Origin of the sequence: Thalassococcus sp. BH17M4-6, assembly GCF_049323015.1 — a bacterium.
GTDB lineage: Bacteria > Pseudomonadota > Alphaproteobacteria > Rhodobacterales > Rhodobacteraceae > Puniceibacterium.
This window is the reverse complement of sequence record NZ_JBMPGU010000003.1, coordinates 163187-179882: the sequence shown is the minus strand read 5'-3', so window position 1 is coordinate 179882 and position 16696 is coordinate 163187. Positions and strand designations below refer to the sequence as shown.

14 protein-coding genes are annotated in these 16696 nt (G+C 64.3%); 5 read left to right on the top strand and 9 right to left on the bottom strand.

What is annotated here, in order from left to right:
* Positions 1-230: 230 nt before the first annotated feature.
* The gene (locus ACOXXX_RS05720) at positions 231-845 is read right to left on the bottom strand and encodes a LysE family translocator (RefSeq protein WP_422825592.1); all 615 of its coding nucleotides are present in this window, start codon (positions 843-845) and stop codon (positions 231-233) included.
* A complete protein-coding gene (locus ACOXXX_RS05715; RefSeq protein ID WP_422825591.1) occupies positions 824-2164 on the bottom strand; it encodes a SidA/IucD/PvdA family monooxygenase in 1341 nt (446 codons plus the stop codon). The genes ACOXXX_RS05720 and ACOXXX_RS05715 overlap by 22 nt, the downstream gene beginning before the upstream one ends.
* Before the next feature lie 325 nt (positions 2165-2489).
* Here ACOXXX_RS05715 and ACOXXX_RS05710 point away from each other — a divergent pair, with 325 nt between their 5' ends.
* The 5 genes from ACOXXX_RS05710 to ACOXXX_RS05690 are packed head-to-tail and all read left to right on the top strand — an operon-like array spanning position 2490 to position 7376.
* Complete coding sequence (locus tag ACOXXX_RS05710; RefSeq protein WP_422825590.1) at positions 2490-3242, top strand: B3/4 domain-containing protein; 753 nt, start codon at positions 2490-2492, stop codon at positions 3240-3242.
* Positions 3239-4132: a N5-glutamine methyltransferase family protein gene (locus ACOXXX_RS05705; RefSeq protein WP_422825589.1), complete on the top strand. Its 894-nt coding sequence runs from the start codon at positions 3239-3241 to the stop codon at positions 4130-4132. The genes ACOXXX_RS05710 and ACOXXX_RS05705 overlap by 4 nt, the downstream gene beginning before the upstream one ends.
* Positions 4129-4476 (top strand): chorismate mutase, encoded by a 348-nt coding sequence (locus ACOXXX_RS05700; protein WP_422825588.1) that lies wholly within the window; start codon positions 4129-4131, stop codon positions 4474-4476. The genes ACOXXX_RS05705 and ACOXXX_RS05700 overlap by 4 nt, the downstream gene beginning before the upstream one ends.
* Positions 4457-6496, top strand: coding sequence for an aminodeoxychorismate synthase component I (pabB, locus tag ACOXXX_RS05695; RefSeq protein ID WP_422825587.1), 2040 nt, complete (start codon positions 4457-4459; stop codon positions 6494-6496). Before ACOXXX_RS05700 ends, pabB begins: the two co-directional genes overlap by 20 nt.
* A gap of 4 nt (positions 6497-6500) precedes the next feature.
* Positions 6501-7376, top strand: coding sequence for a prephenate dehydrogenase/arogenate dehydrogenase family protein (locus ACOXXX_RS05690; RefSeq protein WP_422825586.1), 876 nt, complete (start codon positions 6501-6503; stop codon positions 7374-7376).
* A gap of 12 nt (positions 7377-7388) precedes the next feature.
* On the opposite strand, the gene ugpC is transcribed toward ACOXXX_RS05690, so the two are convergent.
* The 7 genes from ugpC to ACOXXX_RS05655 form a co-directional block, all read right to left on the bottom strand.
* Positions 7389-8441: a sn-glycerol-3-phosphate ABC transporter ATP-binding protein UgpC gene (gene ugpC, locus ACOXXX_RS05685; RefSeq protein WP_422825585.1), complete on the bottom strand. Its 1053-nt coding sequence runs from the start codon at positions 8439-8441 to the stop codon at positions 7389-7391.
* Positions 8442-8444: 3 nt separating this feature from the next.
* On the bottom strand, positions 8445-9281 hold the full coding sequence (ugpE, locus tag ACOXXX_RS05680; protein ID WP_422825825.1) for a sn-glycerol-3-phosphate ABC transporter permease UgpE: 837 nt from the start codon (positions 9279-9281) through the stop codon (positions 8445-8447).
* Positions 9282-9301: 20 nt separating this feature from the next.
* A complete protein-coding gene (ugpA, locus tag ACOXXX_RS05675; RefSeq protein WP_422825584.1) occupies positions 9302-10183 on the bottom strand; it encodes a sn-glycerol-3-phosphate ABC transporter permease UgpA in 882 nt (293 codons plus the stop codon).
* An 18-nt stretch (positions 10184-10201) separates the two neighbouring features.
* The gene (locus ACOXXX_RS05670; RefSeq protein ID WP_422825583.1) at positions 10202-10606 is read right to left on the bottom strand and encodes a hypothetical protein; all 405 of its coding nucleotides are present in this window, start codon (positions 10604-10606) and stop codon (positions 10202-10204) included.
* A gap of 70 nt (positions 10607-10676) precedes the next feature.
* A complete protein-coding gene (ugpB, locus tag ACOXXX_RS05665; RefSeq protein WP_422825582.1) occupies positions 10677-11990 on the bottom strand; it encodes a sn-glycerol-3-phosphate ABC transporter substrate-binding protein UgpB in 1314 nt (437 codons plus the stop codon).
* A gap of 151 nt (positions 11991-12141) precedes the next feature.
* Entirely contained in the window at positions 12142-12495 is a 354-nt protein-coding gene (locus ACOXXX_RS05660; RefSeq protein ID WP_422825581.1) for a response regulator, read from the bottom strand.
* The gene (locus ACOXXX_RS05655) at positions 12495-16382 is read right to left on the bottom strand and encodes a CheR family methyltransferase (protein ID WP_422825580.1); all 3888 of its coding nucleotides are present in this window, start codon (positions 16380-16382) and stop codon (positions 12495-12497) included. Before ACOXXX_RS05655 ends, ACOXXX_RS05660 begins: the two co-directional genes overlap by 1 nt.
* Between the last annotated feature and the right edge of the window lie 314 nt (positions 16383-16696).

Sequence of the window (16696 nt, the reverse complement as noted above, 5' to 3'; positions counted from 1 at the left end):
CGAAGGCCACCGCGCCATCGCAGTCGCGCCCCAACGCGTCTGCGATTTGGCTGAGCTTGGCGCATAGCCGGGGTGGTGTGCGAACTTGGCAGGCATAAAGCGCCTAAGCTCATAGGTCGGATCGCAGCCGCGCGCGACCGCAATGGCGCGGCTTTTCTCACGGTGGCACAAGGTCCGTTACAGCACCGTCGCGTGCGACCTATCTGCCTGCATCGCGCTTCAGAGTGGCCTCAGATCCAGGCCGTCGCGACCGCGGCGGTGGCCAGCATCACCGCTGCGCAGCGGGGGATGAGGGCGCTTTCGGCCTGCCGCTTGAACAGGCTCGCGGCCTTGGCCGCCAGCAGCGCATAACCCAGAAACACCAGCGCGACGAGGCTCATGTACGTGACCTCGATCGTCATCCACAGCACCGGTCCTTCGGTGCTGCGCGCCATGAACTGTGGGATGAAGGCGATGAAGAAAACCAGCCCCTTGGGGTTGAGCGCGGTCACCGTGAAGACGTTGAGGAAAATCCGGCGCCTGGCATCCTGCGTCACCACCTTTTCCTGCCCGGCCTCCACCCCCGCAGCAAACCAGAGGTTCGCCGCAAGAAAGAGCAGATACCCCGCTCCGGCCATCTTCAGCAGCCAGAAGATCACCGGCGACATCTGCTTGATCGCGTCGAGGCCTAGCATCGACAGCGACAGCGCCAGCCCCCCGGCCAGCGTCACCGCCGGCACCGTCACCCAGGCCGAGGTGCGCCCGTACATCACCGTATAGCCCACGACCAGCAGCATCGTCGGGCCCGGCACAAGCAGGATCCCGAGGCTGGAGAGGACGAAAATCAGCCAAACTTCGACAGGCATGCCGCACCTCGCGCCGGGGCCGGGGGAACGGCGGGGGAGAATTCGGCAAAAAGATCGTCCTGCTGGGTGTCGAAATGCGGATGATCCAGAAGGCTGTTGAGAATGATGGCGTTGCGATGCGGCGCGGCGACAAAGTTCGTGTCGCTCAACCCGTGCGACCCGGTCGCGTCCGATTGCAGGAAGACGCGCCCGGGTGGCACCGTTTCGCAGGCGACGGAATAGTCGGGGTTCAGGGCCATGTCGTCCAGGTCCAGCATGTCCTGCGCAAAGGCGCCCGCGCCCTGGCGATGGCCCAGACACAGGATGACAAGGTCGAAGGCCTCGACCTCGGGCGCGGCCTCGGTGCCGCGGCGCAGGGTGGCAACGGGTTGATCGTTGCGCAGCTCAAGCTCCAGCATTTCGGTGAAGGGGCGCAGGCGTGTCTGCACCTGCGGACCGGACGAAAGCTGGCCGTTGTAAAGCGTTTCGCAGATCCGGGAAAGGGTGCCGGGCGAAATCCCGCGGCCCGCTGTGACATTTTCCGCGTTGAGGCGCTGACGCTCGGCCCAGGACAGATTGAAGAACTGCTGCGGAAAGCCTGCGGCAAAGAAATCACGTGCGAAATGGCCTGTGTCCAGCCCCCGGAAACAGCTGTCGCGGGTGATCCACACCACTTCGCGCGGGGTGTCGCCATCCCAGGCCGCGGTGATGGCGTGAAGGAAGGATTCCGCGCCCGACTGGCCGCCGCCCACCACCAGGATGCGCCCGGCAGTGCGGCAGCGGCGCGACCGGGCCAGCGCGTCGGCGTAGACGATGCTGTCGGTCTCGGCAAAGTTCCGATCGCGAAAGAGGTTGATCGTGGTGCCCGTGCCGACCGAGATATGGCTGGCGGTGCGGGTGGTGGCCAGCGGGCCGGTTTTCAGCCCGACCTCGAAGCGGTCGCTCGCCGCGTCATAGCGGAGCGAAGTGCACTGCGTCCCGGTTTCGACCACGCCAAGCTCGGCCCCGACCCATTGGAAATACTGGCTGATTTCGGCCCGCGACGGGGCGGTGATGCCGCTGCTGAGAAAGCGTTGAAAACGACCCTGTCGATGCAGAAAGTTGGCAAAGGTGAAATGGCTGGTGGGATCGGCCGACATCACCAGATCGCGGTACCAGCTGTTTTGCAGCGTGGTGCCCGGCAGAATCTGATCCTGGTGCCAGGTCAGGTCATGCCGCCGCTCGATGATGCCGATGTCGATCTGTCCCGGCGTCAGGGACCGGGCCAAGGCGGCAAGGCCCAGATTGCCGGGGCCTGCGCCGATGCACAGAAGCTGCGGTAGTGTCGTTACGCTTCGCATTTTCGTTCCATTTCAAGGGATCGAGCCACCCGCGTACGGACGGCTCCGAAGGGCTGTGGCTGGCAAAAGATGGCTATTGGAGCGCCAGTTCCCTTGCGGCGGCGGGATGAGGTGAGTTCAGGCTTTGCGATCCGCAGCGCCTGGGCGATTCGGGGGGCTTGGCGCGGGACGCGAGTTCCCGAAATGTCCGCTCACCCTTAACGGGAATAAAAAATAATCGAATCAATTCAAAAGTGCAGGGGCAAAGTGGCTCGGGCTTCATGTATCGCTCAACCTTAAAGGGTTTGACTTGGATTTCACTCACTGTATGAGTGCAAGGTAACCGATGCAAGACAGCGCTGAACGCCACGTAAGCGAGCCCGTTCGAGACATGTATTTCTATCACGCAGACAGTCTTTGGGATCGCTTTCCCGAACTGAGCGTCATGGTCACGACCGCCCGCGGCGTCGCTTCGGCGCAGGATGGCAAAGTGGCGTTCGCGCCCATCCTGGCAGAGGTTTCAGACATGCTGGACGCCTCGCCCGAAGGGCAATTGCCCGCGATCCAGGCGTGGCGGCAGGCCTATTCGAAGATGGGACTCAAGCCCACGCAGTACCGCTGTGCGGCAGAGGCGCTGCTGCGCCGCTTTCGCAAGGATGGGCAGTTGCCGCGGTTTCACCCTGTGGTTGATTCGCTCAACGCCGAATCGATGCGGGCAGCGATCCCCGTCGCGGTCTACGATCTGGCGCGGGTGGCCGACGGGCTTTGCGTCCGCCCCGCCACCGGGAATGAGACCTACGAGACCTTTCAAGGCGACGTCGAGACCCCGGCAGAGGATGAGGTTGTCTTTGTCGATGCGCAGAACCGCGCGCACGCGCGGCGCTGGGTCTACCGCCAGGCGGCCACCTCCACGGTCGGTGCCGCATCGGACGACGTCCTGATCGTGGCAGAGGCGATGCACGCCGACGGCCCGGCAGACCTCGCGCAGCTGGGCGACCGGCTGACCCAACGCGCCGCCGAACTGGGCGTGACGATGGCCGCGCCGACCTTTCTGACCGCCGACAAACCCCGGTATGACTTTGAGGGACCTGCACAATGACGGCCTTGGCATATGCGGCGGACCTGGCTCCGCACCTTTCCGAAACCGCGGCGATGGCAAAAGCGGTGCGCCTGTTGACCGACGCCGGTGTGACCGATCCGGTGGCCGATGCCGCCGCGATCCTCGACTATGCCGACACGGCATTCGCCGATGCCCCGCCTGAAGTTTTCGACCGCTGCCTGGCATCGTTGCTGGACCAACGGGCGCGCCGGGTGCCGCTGGGCTACCTCACGGGCAGCGCCCGCGTTCTGGGGCTGGAGTTCGCCGCAGGGCCTGGGGCCTTCGTGCCGCGACGGGAGTCGGAGGATTACGTGCGGCGCGCGCTGGACAGCATCCGCCCGGTCGCGGCGCCGCGGGTGCTGGATCTGTTCAGCGGGGTGGGGGCGCTTGCGCTGATCGTGGCGCACCACCGTCCCGATGCCGCCGTCACGGCGGTTGAACTGAGCGACGACGCGCTGGTCTATGCCGAAACCAACCGCCGCCGCCGCGCGCTGGCGGGCGACCCGCCCATCGACCTTGTTCAGGCCGATATCTTCGACGACGGCTGGTATGCGGATCTTGTGCAAAGCTGCGATCTGGTGATGGCGAACCCGCCCTACGTTCCGCTGGCCAAGATCATCCGCCCCGAATTCGCAAGATATCAGCCGCGCGAGGCGATCTATAGCGGTGAGGACGGGCTCGATGCCATGCGTGCAGCGACCGTCGTCGCGGCCTCGACCCTCAAACCCGGCGGCTGGTATTTTGTCGAACACGGCGAAGAACAGGCCGACTCGGTCGACGGGGTGCTGACCGGCGCGGGGCTGTTCGAGGCGGTCCGCTGCAACCGCGACGCCTACGGTCTGCCCCGCTGGAGCTTTGCCGCCCGCACCGACCGGGCCATTGCGCCATGACCGCGCCCAGCGACAGCCGGATCGCCGAAATCCTCGGGCCACACCGCGTGGCGCTGGATCGCTGCGACGCGGTGCTGCTCGACACGTTGCGCGACCGGTTGGCGATCATCGCCACGATTTCAAAGCTCAAGCACACGCACCAGATTGCCGTCATGCAACACGGGCGGATCGACGAGATTCAGCAAAAGCTGCGAACCTATGCGGCGCAGAACGACATCTCGGCCGATCTGCTGATCAACATCTACGACCTTATCATCGGCGAGGCATGCCGATTGGAGGATCGGTACATCGCCGGTCTTTCGCAGTCCGGAGGCGACCCCCAAAATGAAACTGCTGCTGGTTGATAACTACGATTCCTTTACCTGGAACGTCTTTGATCTCATCGCAAAGACAACCGGGGTCGAACCGCTTGTGGTCAAGAACGACCATCCCGATCCGCTGGACTATGACGCTTTTGACGCGATCATCCTGTCGCCCGGTCCCGGCCATCCCAAGAACGACGGCGATTTCGGCATCTGCCGCGACATCACCCGTCGCCGCGATCTTCCGGTGCTCGGCATCTGCCTTGGCCATCAGGGCATCTGTCACGAAAGCGGCGCCCGGGTGAGCCATGCGCCGACGCCCTGCCACGGCATCGTCGCAGAGGTGCATCACGACGGCGACAGCATCCTGCAGGGCATCGTCTCGCCCTTCCGCACCGTGCGCTATCATTCGCTGGCGGTGACGGACCTGCCGCCTAACTTCCGCGCGATCGCCCATGCCGAGGATGGGATCATCATGGCGGTGGCCGCCAACGACCGCCCGCATTGGGGCGTGCAGTTCCACCCCGAATCCATCTGCAGCGACTTCGGGGCCGAGATCATCCGCAATTTCGTGACGCTGGCCGCCGCGTGGCAGGCAGACACACACGCCGCCGCGCCCAAGATCCTGACCCGCCGGGTCCGCGCCGATTGCCAGCCGCAAGAGCTGTTCGATCTGCTCTATTCGGAAAGCGACACCGCGCTCTGGCTCGATAACGGCGGCCCGACGGCCGAGCACCGGTTTTCCTTCATCGCCGATCAGAACGGCCCGCTTTTCGAACACCTGAGCTATTGCGTGCACAGCCGCACCCTGACCCGGCGCGCGGGCGGGCAGCAGGACACGACGCTGGGCGTCGACCTCTTTACCTACCTCAGGGAACGTCTGGCGCAGCGCCGTCTGCCGGTGCCGGACGGCGTGCCATTCCAGTTCAACCTGGGCTACGCGGGCTATTTCGGGTATGAGCTTAAGGCCCTGACCGGCGCGCGACCGTGCCATCCGGCGTCCGTCCCGGATGCACAGCTTTATTTTGTCGATCGGCTGATCGGGTTCGACCACATCACCGGCGACTACTGGCTGCTGGTGCTCAGCGAAACCGCGCAGGATCGGCAGCAGGCGACGGACTGGCTGGACACGATCGAAAACGTGCTGACGGCGGCCAGCGGATCGGGGCTGGCGATGTTGGCGCGCGCGACGCCGGGGGCGGTGGGGGCCATTTCCTTCCGTCACGACCGCGAAGGGTATTACAGCCGGATCTCCAAATGCCTCGACAAGATTCACGAGGGCGAATCCTACGAGGTGTGCCTGACCAACATGGCGATGGCGTCCTGCCAGCTGCCGGGCATCGCGGTCTACCGGCGGTTGCGCAGCGTAAGCCCGGTGCCTTTCGGCGCCTTCATGCGCTTCGGCGATCTTCAGATCCTGTGCGCGTCGCCGGAACGGTTCCTGTCGGTCACCGCCGACGGCATGGCGGAATCCAAACCCATCAAAGGCACCCGCCCGGTGAAACCCGACCCGTTGGAAAACCAGGCGATGATCGACGACCTGCGCAGCAACGCCAAGGACAAGGCCGAAAACCTGATGATCGTCGATCTGCTGCGCAATGACCTGAGCCGGTGTTGCCAGGTGGGCAGCGTGCATGTCTCAAAACTTTTCGAGGTCGAATCCTATTCGCATGTGCATCAGCTTGTTTCGACCATCCGGGGGCAGCTGCGCGCCGAACAGACGGCGGTTGACGCGCTGCGCGCCACCTTTCCCGGCGGGTCGATGACCGGCGCGCCCAAGCTGCGCACGATGGAGATCATCGACAGCCTCGAGGACGGCGCGCGCGGCGTCTATTCCGGAAGCCTGGGGTATCTGTCGCTTTGCGGGGCGGCGGACCTCAACATCGTCATCCGGTCCATCGTGCTGGACAAGGGCGTGGCGACCTTCGGGGTCGGCGGGGCGATCATCGCCCTGTCGGACATCGACGAGGAATATGCCGAAACGCTGGTCAAGGCGCGCACCTCGGTCGAGGCGTTGGGCAGCGCCATCGCGCCCGAGACCGGTCCGGCGCGGGTGGGGTGAGAGGATGAAGACCGTCTTTGTCGGCGCGGGCTGCGTCGCCACCTGGCTGGCAGAGATTCTGCCCGAAACCCGGGACCGCGTGGCGCTGGACCCGGGGCCGGTGGCCGACGGGTTCCCCATGCCGGTCCTGCCGGTGGATGTTCTGAACCCGGGCGATGCGGCGGCCGCAGCCATCACCGGCGCTGATCTGCTGGTTCTCGCGGTTCCGGTGGACGTGGCGCTGGCGGTGCTGGACCGTTGGGGCGCGCATCTGAAAACGGGATGCGCGGTGATCGACACGCTGTCGACCAAAAGCCTTTTTGCCGAAAGGCTGGCCGAGCGTCTGCCGGGGCTAGGCGCTGCGGGGGTGAACCCGCTTTTCCGCCCGCAGCGGGGCCTGCCCGGGGGACGGGTACTTGCCACGGTCTACCGTCCGGATGCCAGGATCGCGCAAGCGTTCGACCACATCCGCGACTATGGATGCGATGTCGATGACATGTCCTTTGATCAGCACGACCGGATCATGGGCGCGGTTCAGGGGCTGACGCATATCACCGCGCTGGCGTTCGGTCAGGCGCTTCAGGCGATGGGGCCGCCGCCCGATACGGCGACCACGCCGCCTTATCGCTGCACGGCGGCGATCTTTGCCCGGCTTGTGTCGGGCGCGCCGCATATCCCGTGGGAGATCCAGCGCAACAACCCCTATGCAAACGCCGCGCGGCGGCAGTTGATCGACACGCTGGAACATCTGGACGCGCAGATCCTCGAAAATGATCAGGCGGGTTTTGCCCGGGATATCGTGGCGCTGCGTACCGATCCACGGTTGCGGGTCGATAAGGGCGCCGACACCGCCGCGCGCCTTTTCATCGCGTCAAAGGCGCCGGAGCCTGTCACGTCATAGGCGCCGAAGGCGTCAGATCCGGCGCACACCGGTTTGCGGGTCGAACACATGCGACTGGCCGTCCTGCACCGAAAACCGCAGCGGCGCGCCTGTCCTGAGCACCGTGTGCACCCCCGGCAGGCTGACGGTAAAGCTGTCGGGATGGTCGGGCAGGCGGCCATGCAGCAAGGTGTTGGCGCCCAGCGGTTCGGACATCTGCACGTTCAGCGCCAGCGGGCCATCGTCATCGGGGACCAGGTGTTCGGGCCGCACGCCGAACCTGACCGGCCCGTCCGGGCCCGCACCATCGGCAACCGGCGTGCCCCGGATCAGCACCTTGCCGCCTTTCACCTTGGCGTCCACCACATTCATCGACGGGCTGCCGATGAACTGCGCGGCGAAGAGCGTGCGCGGTGTCTCGTAAACCTCGAGCGGGGTGCCGACCTGTTCGGCGATCCCGGCGTTCATCACGATCATCCGGTCGGCCATTGTCATCGCCTCGACCTGGTCGTGGGTCACGTAAAGCGAGGTGATGCCCAGCTTGGCCTGCAACTCGCGAATCTCCAGCCGCATCTGTACGCGCAGCTTGGCGTCGAGATTGGACAGCGGTTCGTCGAACAGAAACACCGCCGGTTCGCGCACGATGGCCCGCCCCATGGCGACGCGCTGGCGCTGGCCGCCCGAAAGCTCGCGCGGCTTGCGGTCCAGCAGCGGCTCCAGCTGCAAGAGCTTTGCTGCCTCTTCGACCTTGGCGTTGATCCGGTCCTTGGGCAGTTTCGCGATCTTCAGCCCATAGCCCATGTTCTGACGCACCGACATATGCGGATAAAGCGCGTAGTTCTGGAAGACCATGGCGATGTCGCGGTCCATCGGCTCCTTGTCGTTGACCACCTGGCCGCCGATCAGCACCTTGCCGTCGGTCACGGTTTCCAGCCCCGCGACCATGCGCAGCAGCGTGGACTTGCCACAGCCCGACGGGCCGACAATGACGATGAATTCGCCATCCGCAATGTCCACGTCGATGCCGTGGATCACGTCGGTCCTGCCAAAGCTCTTCTTGACGCCCTGAAGCGTGACTGTCGCCATCTTTTATTTCTCACTGTCTACAAGGCCGCGGATGAAAAGCCGCTGCATGCCCACCACCACGATCACCGGCGGGATCATCGCCAGGATCGAGGTGGCCATGATCGTCGGCCAGTGGGCAAAGTCGTCGCCCGACGGGAACATCTGCTTGATGCCCATGACGATGGTATTCATCTCGGGATCGGTGGTGATCAGCAGCGGCCAGAGGTACTGGTTCCAGCCGTAGATAAAGAGGATCACGAACAGCGCGGCGATGTTCGTGCGGCTCATCGGGACGACGATATCCCAGAAGAACCGCATCGGGCGGGCACCATCCACCCGCGCGGCCTCGGCCAACTCGTCCGGGATGGTGAGGAAGAACTGCCGGAACAGAAAGGTCGCCGTGGCGCTTGCGATCAGCGGAAAGATCAGCCCGGAATAGCTGTTGAGCATGCCGAATCCCGCCACAACCTCGAACGTGGGCACGATCCGCACCTCGACCGGCAGCATCAGCGTCAGGAAGATCATCCAGAAGAAGAGGCCGCGACCGGGGAATTTGAAATAGACGATGGCAAAGGCCGAGAGCAGCGATATGGCAATCTTGCCCACGGCGATGCCCACGGCCATCACAAGGCTGTTGAACAGCATCGTTGCCACAGGCACGTTCACACCGGAAAAAAGCGCGTTGCGGTAGTTGATGAAGAACTGATCCCCCGGCCAGACCGGCATCGGCGGGCGGATGATTTCGGACTGGGTGACGGTCGATGCGACAAAGGCCAGCCAGATCGGGAAAAAGATCACCAGCACGCCCAGGATCATGAACACATGGGTCAGCCACAGCCCCGCGCCGCGCTTTTCGACCATGCCATGCGTGTCGCGCGCCATCAGTAGTGCACCCGCTTTTCGATGAACTTGAACTGCACCACCGTCAGCAACCCGACGACGATCAGCAGGATCACCGACTGCGCCGAGCTTGACCCCAGATCCTGCCCGACAAAGCCGTCGGAAAAGACCTTGTAGACCAGGATCGTGGTCGCCTGCTGCGGCCCGCCGCCGGTGATGGTGTGGATGACGCCGAAGGTTTCAAAGAACGCATAGACCACGTTCACCACCAGCAGAAAGAACGTCGTGGGCGACAGCAGCGGCAGCACGATGGTGAAGAACCGCCGCCAGAAATGCGCGCCGTCGATGGCCGCCGCTTCGATCACCGACCGGGGCACGGCCTGCAGCGCGGCAAAGAAAAACAGGAAGTTGTAGCTGATCCGCCCCCAGGCCGAGGCGACGACGACAAGGCCCATCGCCTCGTTGCCATTCAGAACGTGGTTCCAGTCATAGCCCAGCGTGCCCAGATACCACGAGATCACGCCGACCCGGGTGTTGAACATGAAAAGCCACAGCACGCCCGCCACCGCCGGGGCCACCGCATAGGGCCAGATCAGCAGCGTTCGGTAGACGCCCGATCCCTTGATCAGCCTGTCCGCAACGACGGCGAGGAACAGCGCCGGGATCATCGAGCAAAGCGTGACGAGGATCGAGAACACCGCCGTCGTCACGAAGGACGCGCGGTAGAACGGATCGCTCAGCAGGAATTCGAAATTCCCCAGGCCCACGAACTGTGACGACAGGCCGAACGGGTCGGGGATGAAGAGCGATTGCCAGATCGCCTGGCCCGCCGGGTAGAAGAAGAACACCGCCGAAATCACCACTTGCGGCGCGATCAGCAGCAGCGGCAGCATCCAGCCCTTGAATTTCACACGTTTTTCCATGCGCCGCCGTACTCCCTGTCAGAAGAAGGCCAGCACGAAGGCCAGCGCGCTCACCGCCGTCAGCCCGGCGGCGATGCGCCAGGGGGTGCGGACATCCGTTTCCGCCTCAACGAGCCGCGGCACCATGGTCGCGAAATAGCCCACGACACCCGACATCAACAGCAGCGCCAGCTTGGCCCAGAGCAGATCGGCGCGGACGCCGAAGACGGCGATCACCAGCATGCCCGCGCCCAGGGCGGCGAACGCCCCGCCCATGACCTTGTAAAGCGCGCCCAGGATCAGCACCGTCTCATCGGTGACCGACACGCCCGAAAGGATGTCGGCATGGTAGTCGATCGGCGGGATCGTTGTGATGTAGCGATACCCCATGGAGATCAGCGCGATCCCGACGAGGCTGTACAGAGCGACGGATACGGCAAGCATCGAAGCAATCCCCTGATCTGAAATGGATGACGCGCGCCCCGGGCCCCCGGGGCGCGCGCTGTGGTCAGGCTTAGCGGTTGGCGCTTTCAAACCGGCGCAGCAGCGCGTCGCCACGCTCCTTGGCGCTGTCCATGGCTTCCTGCGCGGTCTTGTCGCCCGCCCAGATCGCCTCGAGCTCTTCGTCGATGATGCCGCGGATCTGGTCGAAGGACCCCAGGCGGATGCCCTTGGAATTGGCCGTGGGTTCATTCGTGGTCATCTGGATCACCGCGATATCGGTGCCGGGATTTTCCTCGTAGAAGCCGGATTCGCGGGTGGCTTCGCCAGCGGCGGCGGTGATCGGCAGATAGCCGGTGTCCTGGTGCCACTGCGCCTGCACATCCGTGGACGACAGGTAGGCCAGGAATTCACCGACGCCCTTGTATTCCTCGGCCTCGTGCCCTTCGAGCACCCAAAGCGACGCGCCGCCGATGATGGTGTTCTGCGGCGCGTTGTCGACACCTTCCCAATAGGGCAGGGGGCGCACGTCGAAATCGAACTCTGCCTCGGCCTTGATGCCCGCATAGCCGGCCGAGCTTTCGGTGAAGAGCGCGCATTCACCCGACCGGAAATTCGCCCCGCCTTCGTTGCGGCGACCGGTGTAGATGAACTTGCCGTCCTTGGCCCATTCGCCCATCGCCTCCAGATGCGCGACCTGCGTTTCGCCGTTCAGCATCAGCTCGGTATCCAGACCGGCAAAGCCGTTTTCCTGGCTGGCGAACGGCACGTCGTGATAGGCCGACAGGTTTTCAAGGTGGATCCAGCTTTGCCACGCGGTCACGAGCGGGCAATCCTCGCCGCCTGCCTTGAGCGCGTCGAGCGTTTCGCCGACCTTCTGCCAGGTCGAAAGATCCGTGTCGGGGTCGACACCCGCCGCCTCGAACGCGTCGCGGTTCACCCAAAGCACCGGGGTGGAGGAGTTGAAGGGCAGCGATAGCATCTGACCGTCGGTGGTGGTGTAGTAGCCTTTGACCGCGCCGATATAGGCGTCGGGGTCGAAGGTCGCGCCGCTTTGCTCCATGACCTCGTAAACCGGGCGGGTGGCGCCCTCGGCGGCCATCATCGTGGCGGTGCCCACTTCGAAGACCATCAGGATATGCGGCTGTTCGCCCGCGCGGAACGCGGCGATCCCGGCGTTCAGCGTTTCGGAATAGTTGCCCTTGTGGCTCTGGACGACGGTGTAGGCGTCTTGGCTGGCGTTGAATTCCTCGACCTGCGCGGCGACAAGCTCGCCCAGCCGACCGGTGAAGGCGTGCCAGAACTGAATCTCGGTCTGCGCCTGTGCCGCCAACGGCGACAGGACCGTCCCGGTGGCCAAAAGCGTGGTGATGATTGATTTTTTCATGAATCCTCCATTGCACGGTAGGCCGTGCCTTTCCGACGCAGCCAGGGGGCTGCTGCCTCTCCCTAGTGACGGCAGGTTACAGGGGTGTGACCGCTTTGCAAGCGATGCGGGCGCAGACCGGCCGGCCGAATGGCGGCCGCCGGCGGTGGCCTCAGGTCGGGGCGGACAGACTGGCCAGTTGCCGTGTCAGCAGGGACGGATCGACCGGCTTCGAGACGATGGGCGTATCCGACAGGTGATCGGGAAGGCTGCCTTCGGCATAGCCGGTCAGGAACAGCACGGGGCATCCGCGCGCGCGCAGACGTGCGGCCAGATCGAAGGATTGCGCACCCGACAGGTTGACGTCAAGCACCGCGGTGTCGGGCATCTCGACCTCAATCAGCCGGTCGGCTTCGGCAATCGATCCGGCGGGGCCAATCACGCGCCAGCCCGCATCCTCAAGCTCGGCGGCAAGGTCCATCGCAACGATGGCTTCGTCTTCCAGTACCAGAACGGATTTTCCCATCAATCCTCGCCTCCACGGAGCTTGCATTCGATCTCGGCCACGAGACCATCGCGCGCATAATCGATCCGCGACCTGCCGCCAAGACTGTGCGACAGCGAGTCGGCGATCAGAACTGTGCCAAAGCCGGTCTGATCGGGCGGGTCGACCGGCGGCCCACCGATTTCGCGCCAATCCAGGCGCAGGCCGGGTTCACCGTCGATCTGCCGCTCTGTCCAGTCGATCTCGACCCGGCCGCCTTCGACAGAGAGCGCGCCGTATTTCGACGCGTTGGTGGCCAATTCGTGCAGCACAAGGCCCAGCCCGTGCGCCACGCTGGGCCCGACCTGGATGCGCGGGCCGGTGACCTGCAACTGGCGGTCCGCCTGGGACGCGTAAGGGCCGACCTGCGACGCGACCAGTTCGGCCACGGTGCCGTCGCGGCTTTCGAGATTGACCAGAAGGTCATGCGCGCGCGAAATCGCCCGAAGACGGCCCATGAAGCTTTGCTTGAAACTGTCCATGTCGGGGGCGTGGCGCACGGTCTGCGAGGCGATCGCCTGAATCGTGGCAAGCGAATTCTTCACACGGTGATTAAGCTCGCTGGTCAGCAGGGTGCGGCGCTCTTCCTTCTCAACGTCGGATGTCACATCGTAGTTGATGCCGATCATCGACGTGGGCTCACCGCTGCGGTTGTAGATGATGCGCCCCTTGCCGACGAACACCCGCTCGTCGCCATCACCATCGCCATCACCACGGCGGATCCGGAACTGGCTGTCGAAAAGCTTGCCGCTTTCCATCGCGCTGTCGAGTTCCTGAAGCACCCGGTCGCGATCCTCGGGCACGACGTAGCTTGCAAAGGTGGCAAGCGACGGTTTCGCGTCGAGCGGCGCGCCCAGAAGATCGAACATGTTCGGCGTCCAGCGCGATTCGTCGCCGCTGACCTGCCATTCCCAGGCGGCGATACCGGTGACCTCGTAGGTCAATTCCAGCCGCGCGGCATATTCCTGCATCCGCTGTTCGGCCCGGTGCCGTTCGGTGATGTCCTTGACCGTGCCGACCAGCCGCACGGCCTTGCCATCCTCGATGGTGACCGTGCCGTCGGCGCGGACCCAAAGCGGCGATCCGTCTGGTTGCATGACGCGGTATTCGGCGACGTATTTCCCGTCGCCGTCGGGGTCCAGGGCGGCATCGACGGCCGCCTGCGTGGCTGCACGGTCGTCCGGGTGCAGCCGGTCCATGAAGAGGTCGTAATCGACCTCGCGCCCCTCGGCCACGCTCCAGATTTCGCGCATCCGGTCGTCCCAGACGATCTTGCCGCTCTGGGGATAAAAGACATGCACGCCAAGCTTGCCAGCCTCGAGCGCCGCGGTCAGCCGCTCCTGGCTTTCGCGCAGGTCCAGTTCGGCCTGCTTGCGCCGGGTGATGTCGAAAAAGGTGATGATGCAGCCGTCAAGCCGGTCGTCGATGCGGCGATAGGGCCGCACGCGCACCTGAAAGCATTCACCGGTGGCGGGTTTGGGAATCTCCCGGTCGACGACCTGCAACGTCTCTTCGACGCGGGCCACGTCCTCGACCAGTTCGGGATAGTCGAGCTGCCATTTCAGGTCGGTGACCCGGCGCCCGATATCGCGGTCGTCGATATGCAGGATGGTTTGCGCGGTGCGCGTGAACCGCCGCACGATCAGGCCCGGCGCCAGGATCAGCTTGGCGATATCGGTGCTGTCGAGCACGTTCTTAAGGTCGGAATTCACCTCGTTGAGTTGGGTGTTGTTCTCGGTCAGCTCCGCATTGATGGTTTCGAGCTCTTCGTTGATGGACTGCAGCTCTTCGCGAGACGTCTCGAGCTCTTCGTTCGAGCTTTGCAGTTCCTCGTTCATCGACAGCAGCTCTTCGTTGGCGCTGCGCAATTCCTGCTCGGCGACCGCGTGCCCGGCTTCGGACACGTTGAGCCGTCGGCGGACCTTGGCAAGCTCGTCCTCTGCCGCCTGAACGGTATCTGAGGTTGCGGACGCGCCGCGGCCCGCATCGACGTCTGCGCGCTCGACAGGCTGGATCACGATCATCGTGTCGCCCTGGGAAAACGGCAGCGCTTCGGCGGTAACCCGCACGGTGGGCGCCGCGCCTTCAAGCGTCAAGGACACGACGTCGGCGGCCGATCCCCCGTCGTCGCGGACCTGCGCCAGAAGCGGCCGGACCACCGACCGGATCTCGAGCGACAGCAGATCCTCGAGCCGGGCCGACAGCACACCCTTGGCCGGACGTATGTAGGGCCCGAGCGTTCCCGAAAGATAGCTGACCTCGTCGGCGGAATTGACCACAAAATAGGGCGGCGAATGTCGCGTGAGAAAGAACTGGTCGATCTGGCTCTCGTAGTCCGGCATGATCGGAGGGGCCTCGAACTGCGATGTGTCGGTGGTGTCGATATGCCTTTGCGGCATCAGGCTTTGCGGCGGGCGGCGCCCGGTCAGCGCCGAAAACCCGACCGTGACGGCATCGTTGCGCCGGTAGATCCGGTGATCCCGCGACACGGGTGTGAAAAAGTTGCCCCGACCATCGACCGACTCCGACGGTCCGAGAAACAGAAACCCGGAGCGGCGCAGCGCGTAATGGAACCGTGGCATCACCGCGTTTTGTCCGTCAGCATTGAGATAGATCAGCAGGTTGCGGCAGGAGATGAAGTCGATCCGCGAAAACGGCGGGTCGCGCAGCAGATTGTGCGGCGCAAAGGCCACCTTTTCGCGCAGCCGCGTGCTGATCTGGTAATGTCCCTGGTGCGCTGTGAAATACCGTTCGATCAACTCTTCGGGCATCTTTTCAAGCGTGGCATCCGAATACATGGCCGACCGCGCGTGCCGCAGGCTGTTGAGGTCGATATCGGTGCCGAAAATCTGCAATTCGCGCCGGTCGTCGGCTTTGCGCAGCGCCTCGGAAAACAGGATGCCGATGGAATAGGCTTCCTCTCCGGTTGCGCATCCGGGCACCCAGATGCGGAAACTGTCCTGATCGCGGGCCAGCAGCGGTGCGATGACCTCATCGGTGAGCGCCGCAAAGGAGTCAGGATCGCGGAAAAAGCGTGTGACGCCGATCAGGAAATCCTGCAACAGGCGCGTGCGTTCATCGGGTTCGCGCCGCAGCCGCGACAGGTAGCCGTCGATGTCGGGCTGAAGCTGCAGCATCATCCGCCGTTCGATCCGGCGCACCAGCGTGCCGGGCTTGTAGCTCGAAAAGTCCTGGCCGTCCTGGGTGTTGAGCAGGTCGAGCACGTCGCCAAGCCGCGACTCGATCGAGGCAAAGGCGCGGTCCTCGCGGTGCCCGTTGCGTAAGTCGTCACGGTGGTTGAGCAAGGAGATCAGGTTGGCGGGCACATCGCCGGGGGGCAGCCGGGCATCGACCACGCCTGTGGCCGCAGCGCTGTCGGGCATGCCGGGAAACCGTGCCGAGGCGGATTCCTGCACCAGCGCGATGCCACCGCCGGTCTTGATCGCCTTCAGGCCCAGTGTTCCGTCGGTGCCGGTGCCCGACAGGATCACGCAACTCGCCGTTTCGCCATAGGCTTGCGACAGCGAGGTCAGAAAGTTGTCGATGGGGGTGCGCACGCCCTTGCGCGTGTCGCGGGGGACAAGGCGAAAGCGGTCGTCGGCGATTTCCAGCGACGGACCGGCGGGAATGACGAAGATGCAGTCGGGGGCGATCTGCATCCCGTCCTTGATCTTGCGGACCGGCAACGCCGTGTGAGAGGCAAGCAGTTCGTCCATGATCGACGGATGATCGGGCGACAGGTGCTGCACGATCACGAAGGCAAGCCCGCTGCGCTCGGGGATTGCTGCGACCATTTCGTTCAGCGCCTCAAGCCCGCCCGCAGACGCGCCGATCCCGACGACGCCCCTGATTTTTGTATCGCGTGTCACACCATCCCCGGTACGCAAGTCGTAGGTTTACACTTGCACGGCCTAGCCACCGCCCGAAGCGATGTCGCAGGCCTTAAACCCAGAAGAATGTGTCTGACCCCGCCGCTGTCAAGGGGTGTTCGGAAACATCCCCGAAAAGATGAGGGCGGAATGCATCTATTTCCAGCGTCGCCGGGTGGTGCGCCCGTCGAGAGCCGCTGCGCTGGGTCTGCGAGGCTCTGCAAGATCCGATCTCACGCTACAGGAGCGACAGTTTGCAAGAGACCGCGAAACGCCCACCCGAACACCGGTCGGGAAGGGCATTTAGGCGTCAG

What these genes read in the sequence shown, in the direction of transcription:
- ugpE (WP_422825825.1), bottom strand. Translation starts at nt 9,281, where the DNA reads ATGGTCGAAAAGCGCGGCGCGGGGCTGTGGCTGACCCATGTGTTCATG.
- ACOXXX_RS05715 (WP_422825591.1), bottom strand. Translation starts at nt 2,164, where the DNA reads ATGCGAAGCGTAACGACACTACCGCAGCTTCTGTGCATCGGCGCAGGC.
- ACOXXX_RS05710 (WP_422825590.1), top strand. Translation starts at nt 2,490, where the DNA reads ATGCAAGACAGCGCTGAACGCCACGTAAGCGAGCCCGTTCGAGACATG.
- ugpA (WP_422825584.1), bottom strand. Translation starts at nt 10,183, where the DNA reads ATGGAAAAACGTGTGAAATTCAAGGGCTGGATGCTGCCGCTGCTGCTG.
- pabB (WP_422825587.1), top strand. Translation starts at nt 4,457, where the DNA reads ATGAAACTGCTGCTGGTTGATAACTACGATTCCTTTACCTGGAACGTC.
- ACOXXX_RS05700 (WP_422825588.1), top strand. Translation starts at nt 4,129, where the DNA reads ATGACCGCGCCCAGCGACAGCCGGATCGCCGAAATCCTCGGGCCACAC.
- ugpB (WP_422825582.1), bottom strand. Translation starts at nt 11,990, where the DNA reads ATGAAAAAATCAATCATCACCACGCTTTTGGCCACCGGGACGGTCCTG.
- ACOXXX_RS05720 (WP_422825592.1), bottom strand. Translation starts at nt 845, where the DNA reads ATGCCTGTCGAAGTTTGGCTGATTTTCGTCCTCTCCAGCCTCGGGATC.
- ACOXXX_RS05670 (WP_422825583.1), bottom strand. Translation starts at nt 10,606, where the DNA reads ATGCTTGCCGTATCCGTCGCTCTGTACAGCCTCGTCGGGATCGCGCTG.
- ACOXXX_RS05690 (WP_422825586.1), top strand. Translation starts at nt 6,501, where the DNA reads ATGAAGACCGTCTTTGTCGGCGCGGGCTGCGTCGCCACCTGGCTGGCA.
- ugpC (WP_422825585.1), bottom strand. Translation starts at nt 8,441, where the DNA reads ATGGCGACAGTCACGCTTCAGGGCGTCAAGAAGAGCTTTGGCAGGACC.
- ACOXXX_RS05660 (WP_422825581.1), bottom strand. Translation starts at nt 12,495, where the DNA reads ATGGGAAAATCCGTTCTGGTACTGGAAGACGAAGCCATCGTTGCGATG.
- ACOXXX_RS05705 (WP_422825589.1), top strand. Translation starts at nt 3,239, where the DNA reads ATGACGGCCTTGGCATATGCGGCGGACCTGGCTCCGCACCTTTCCGAA.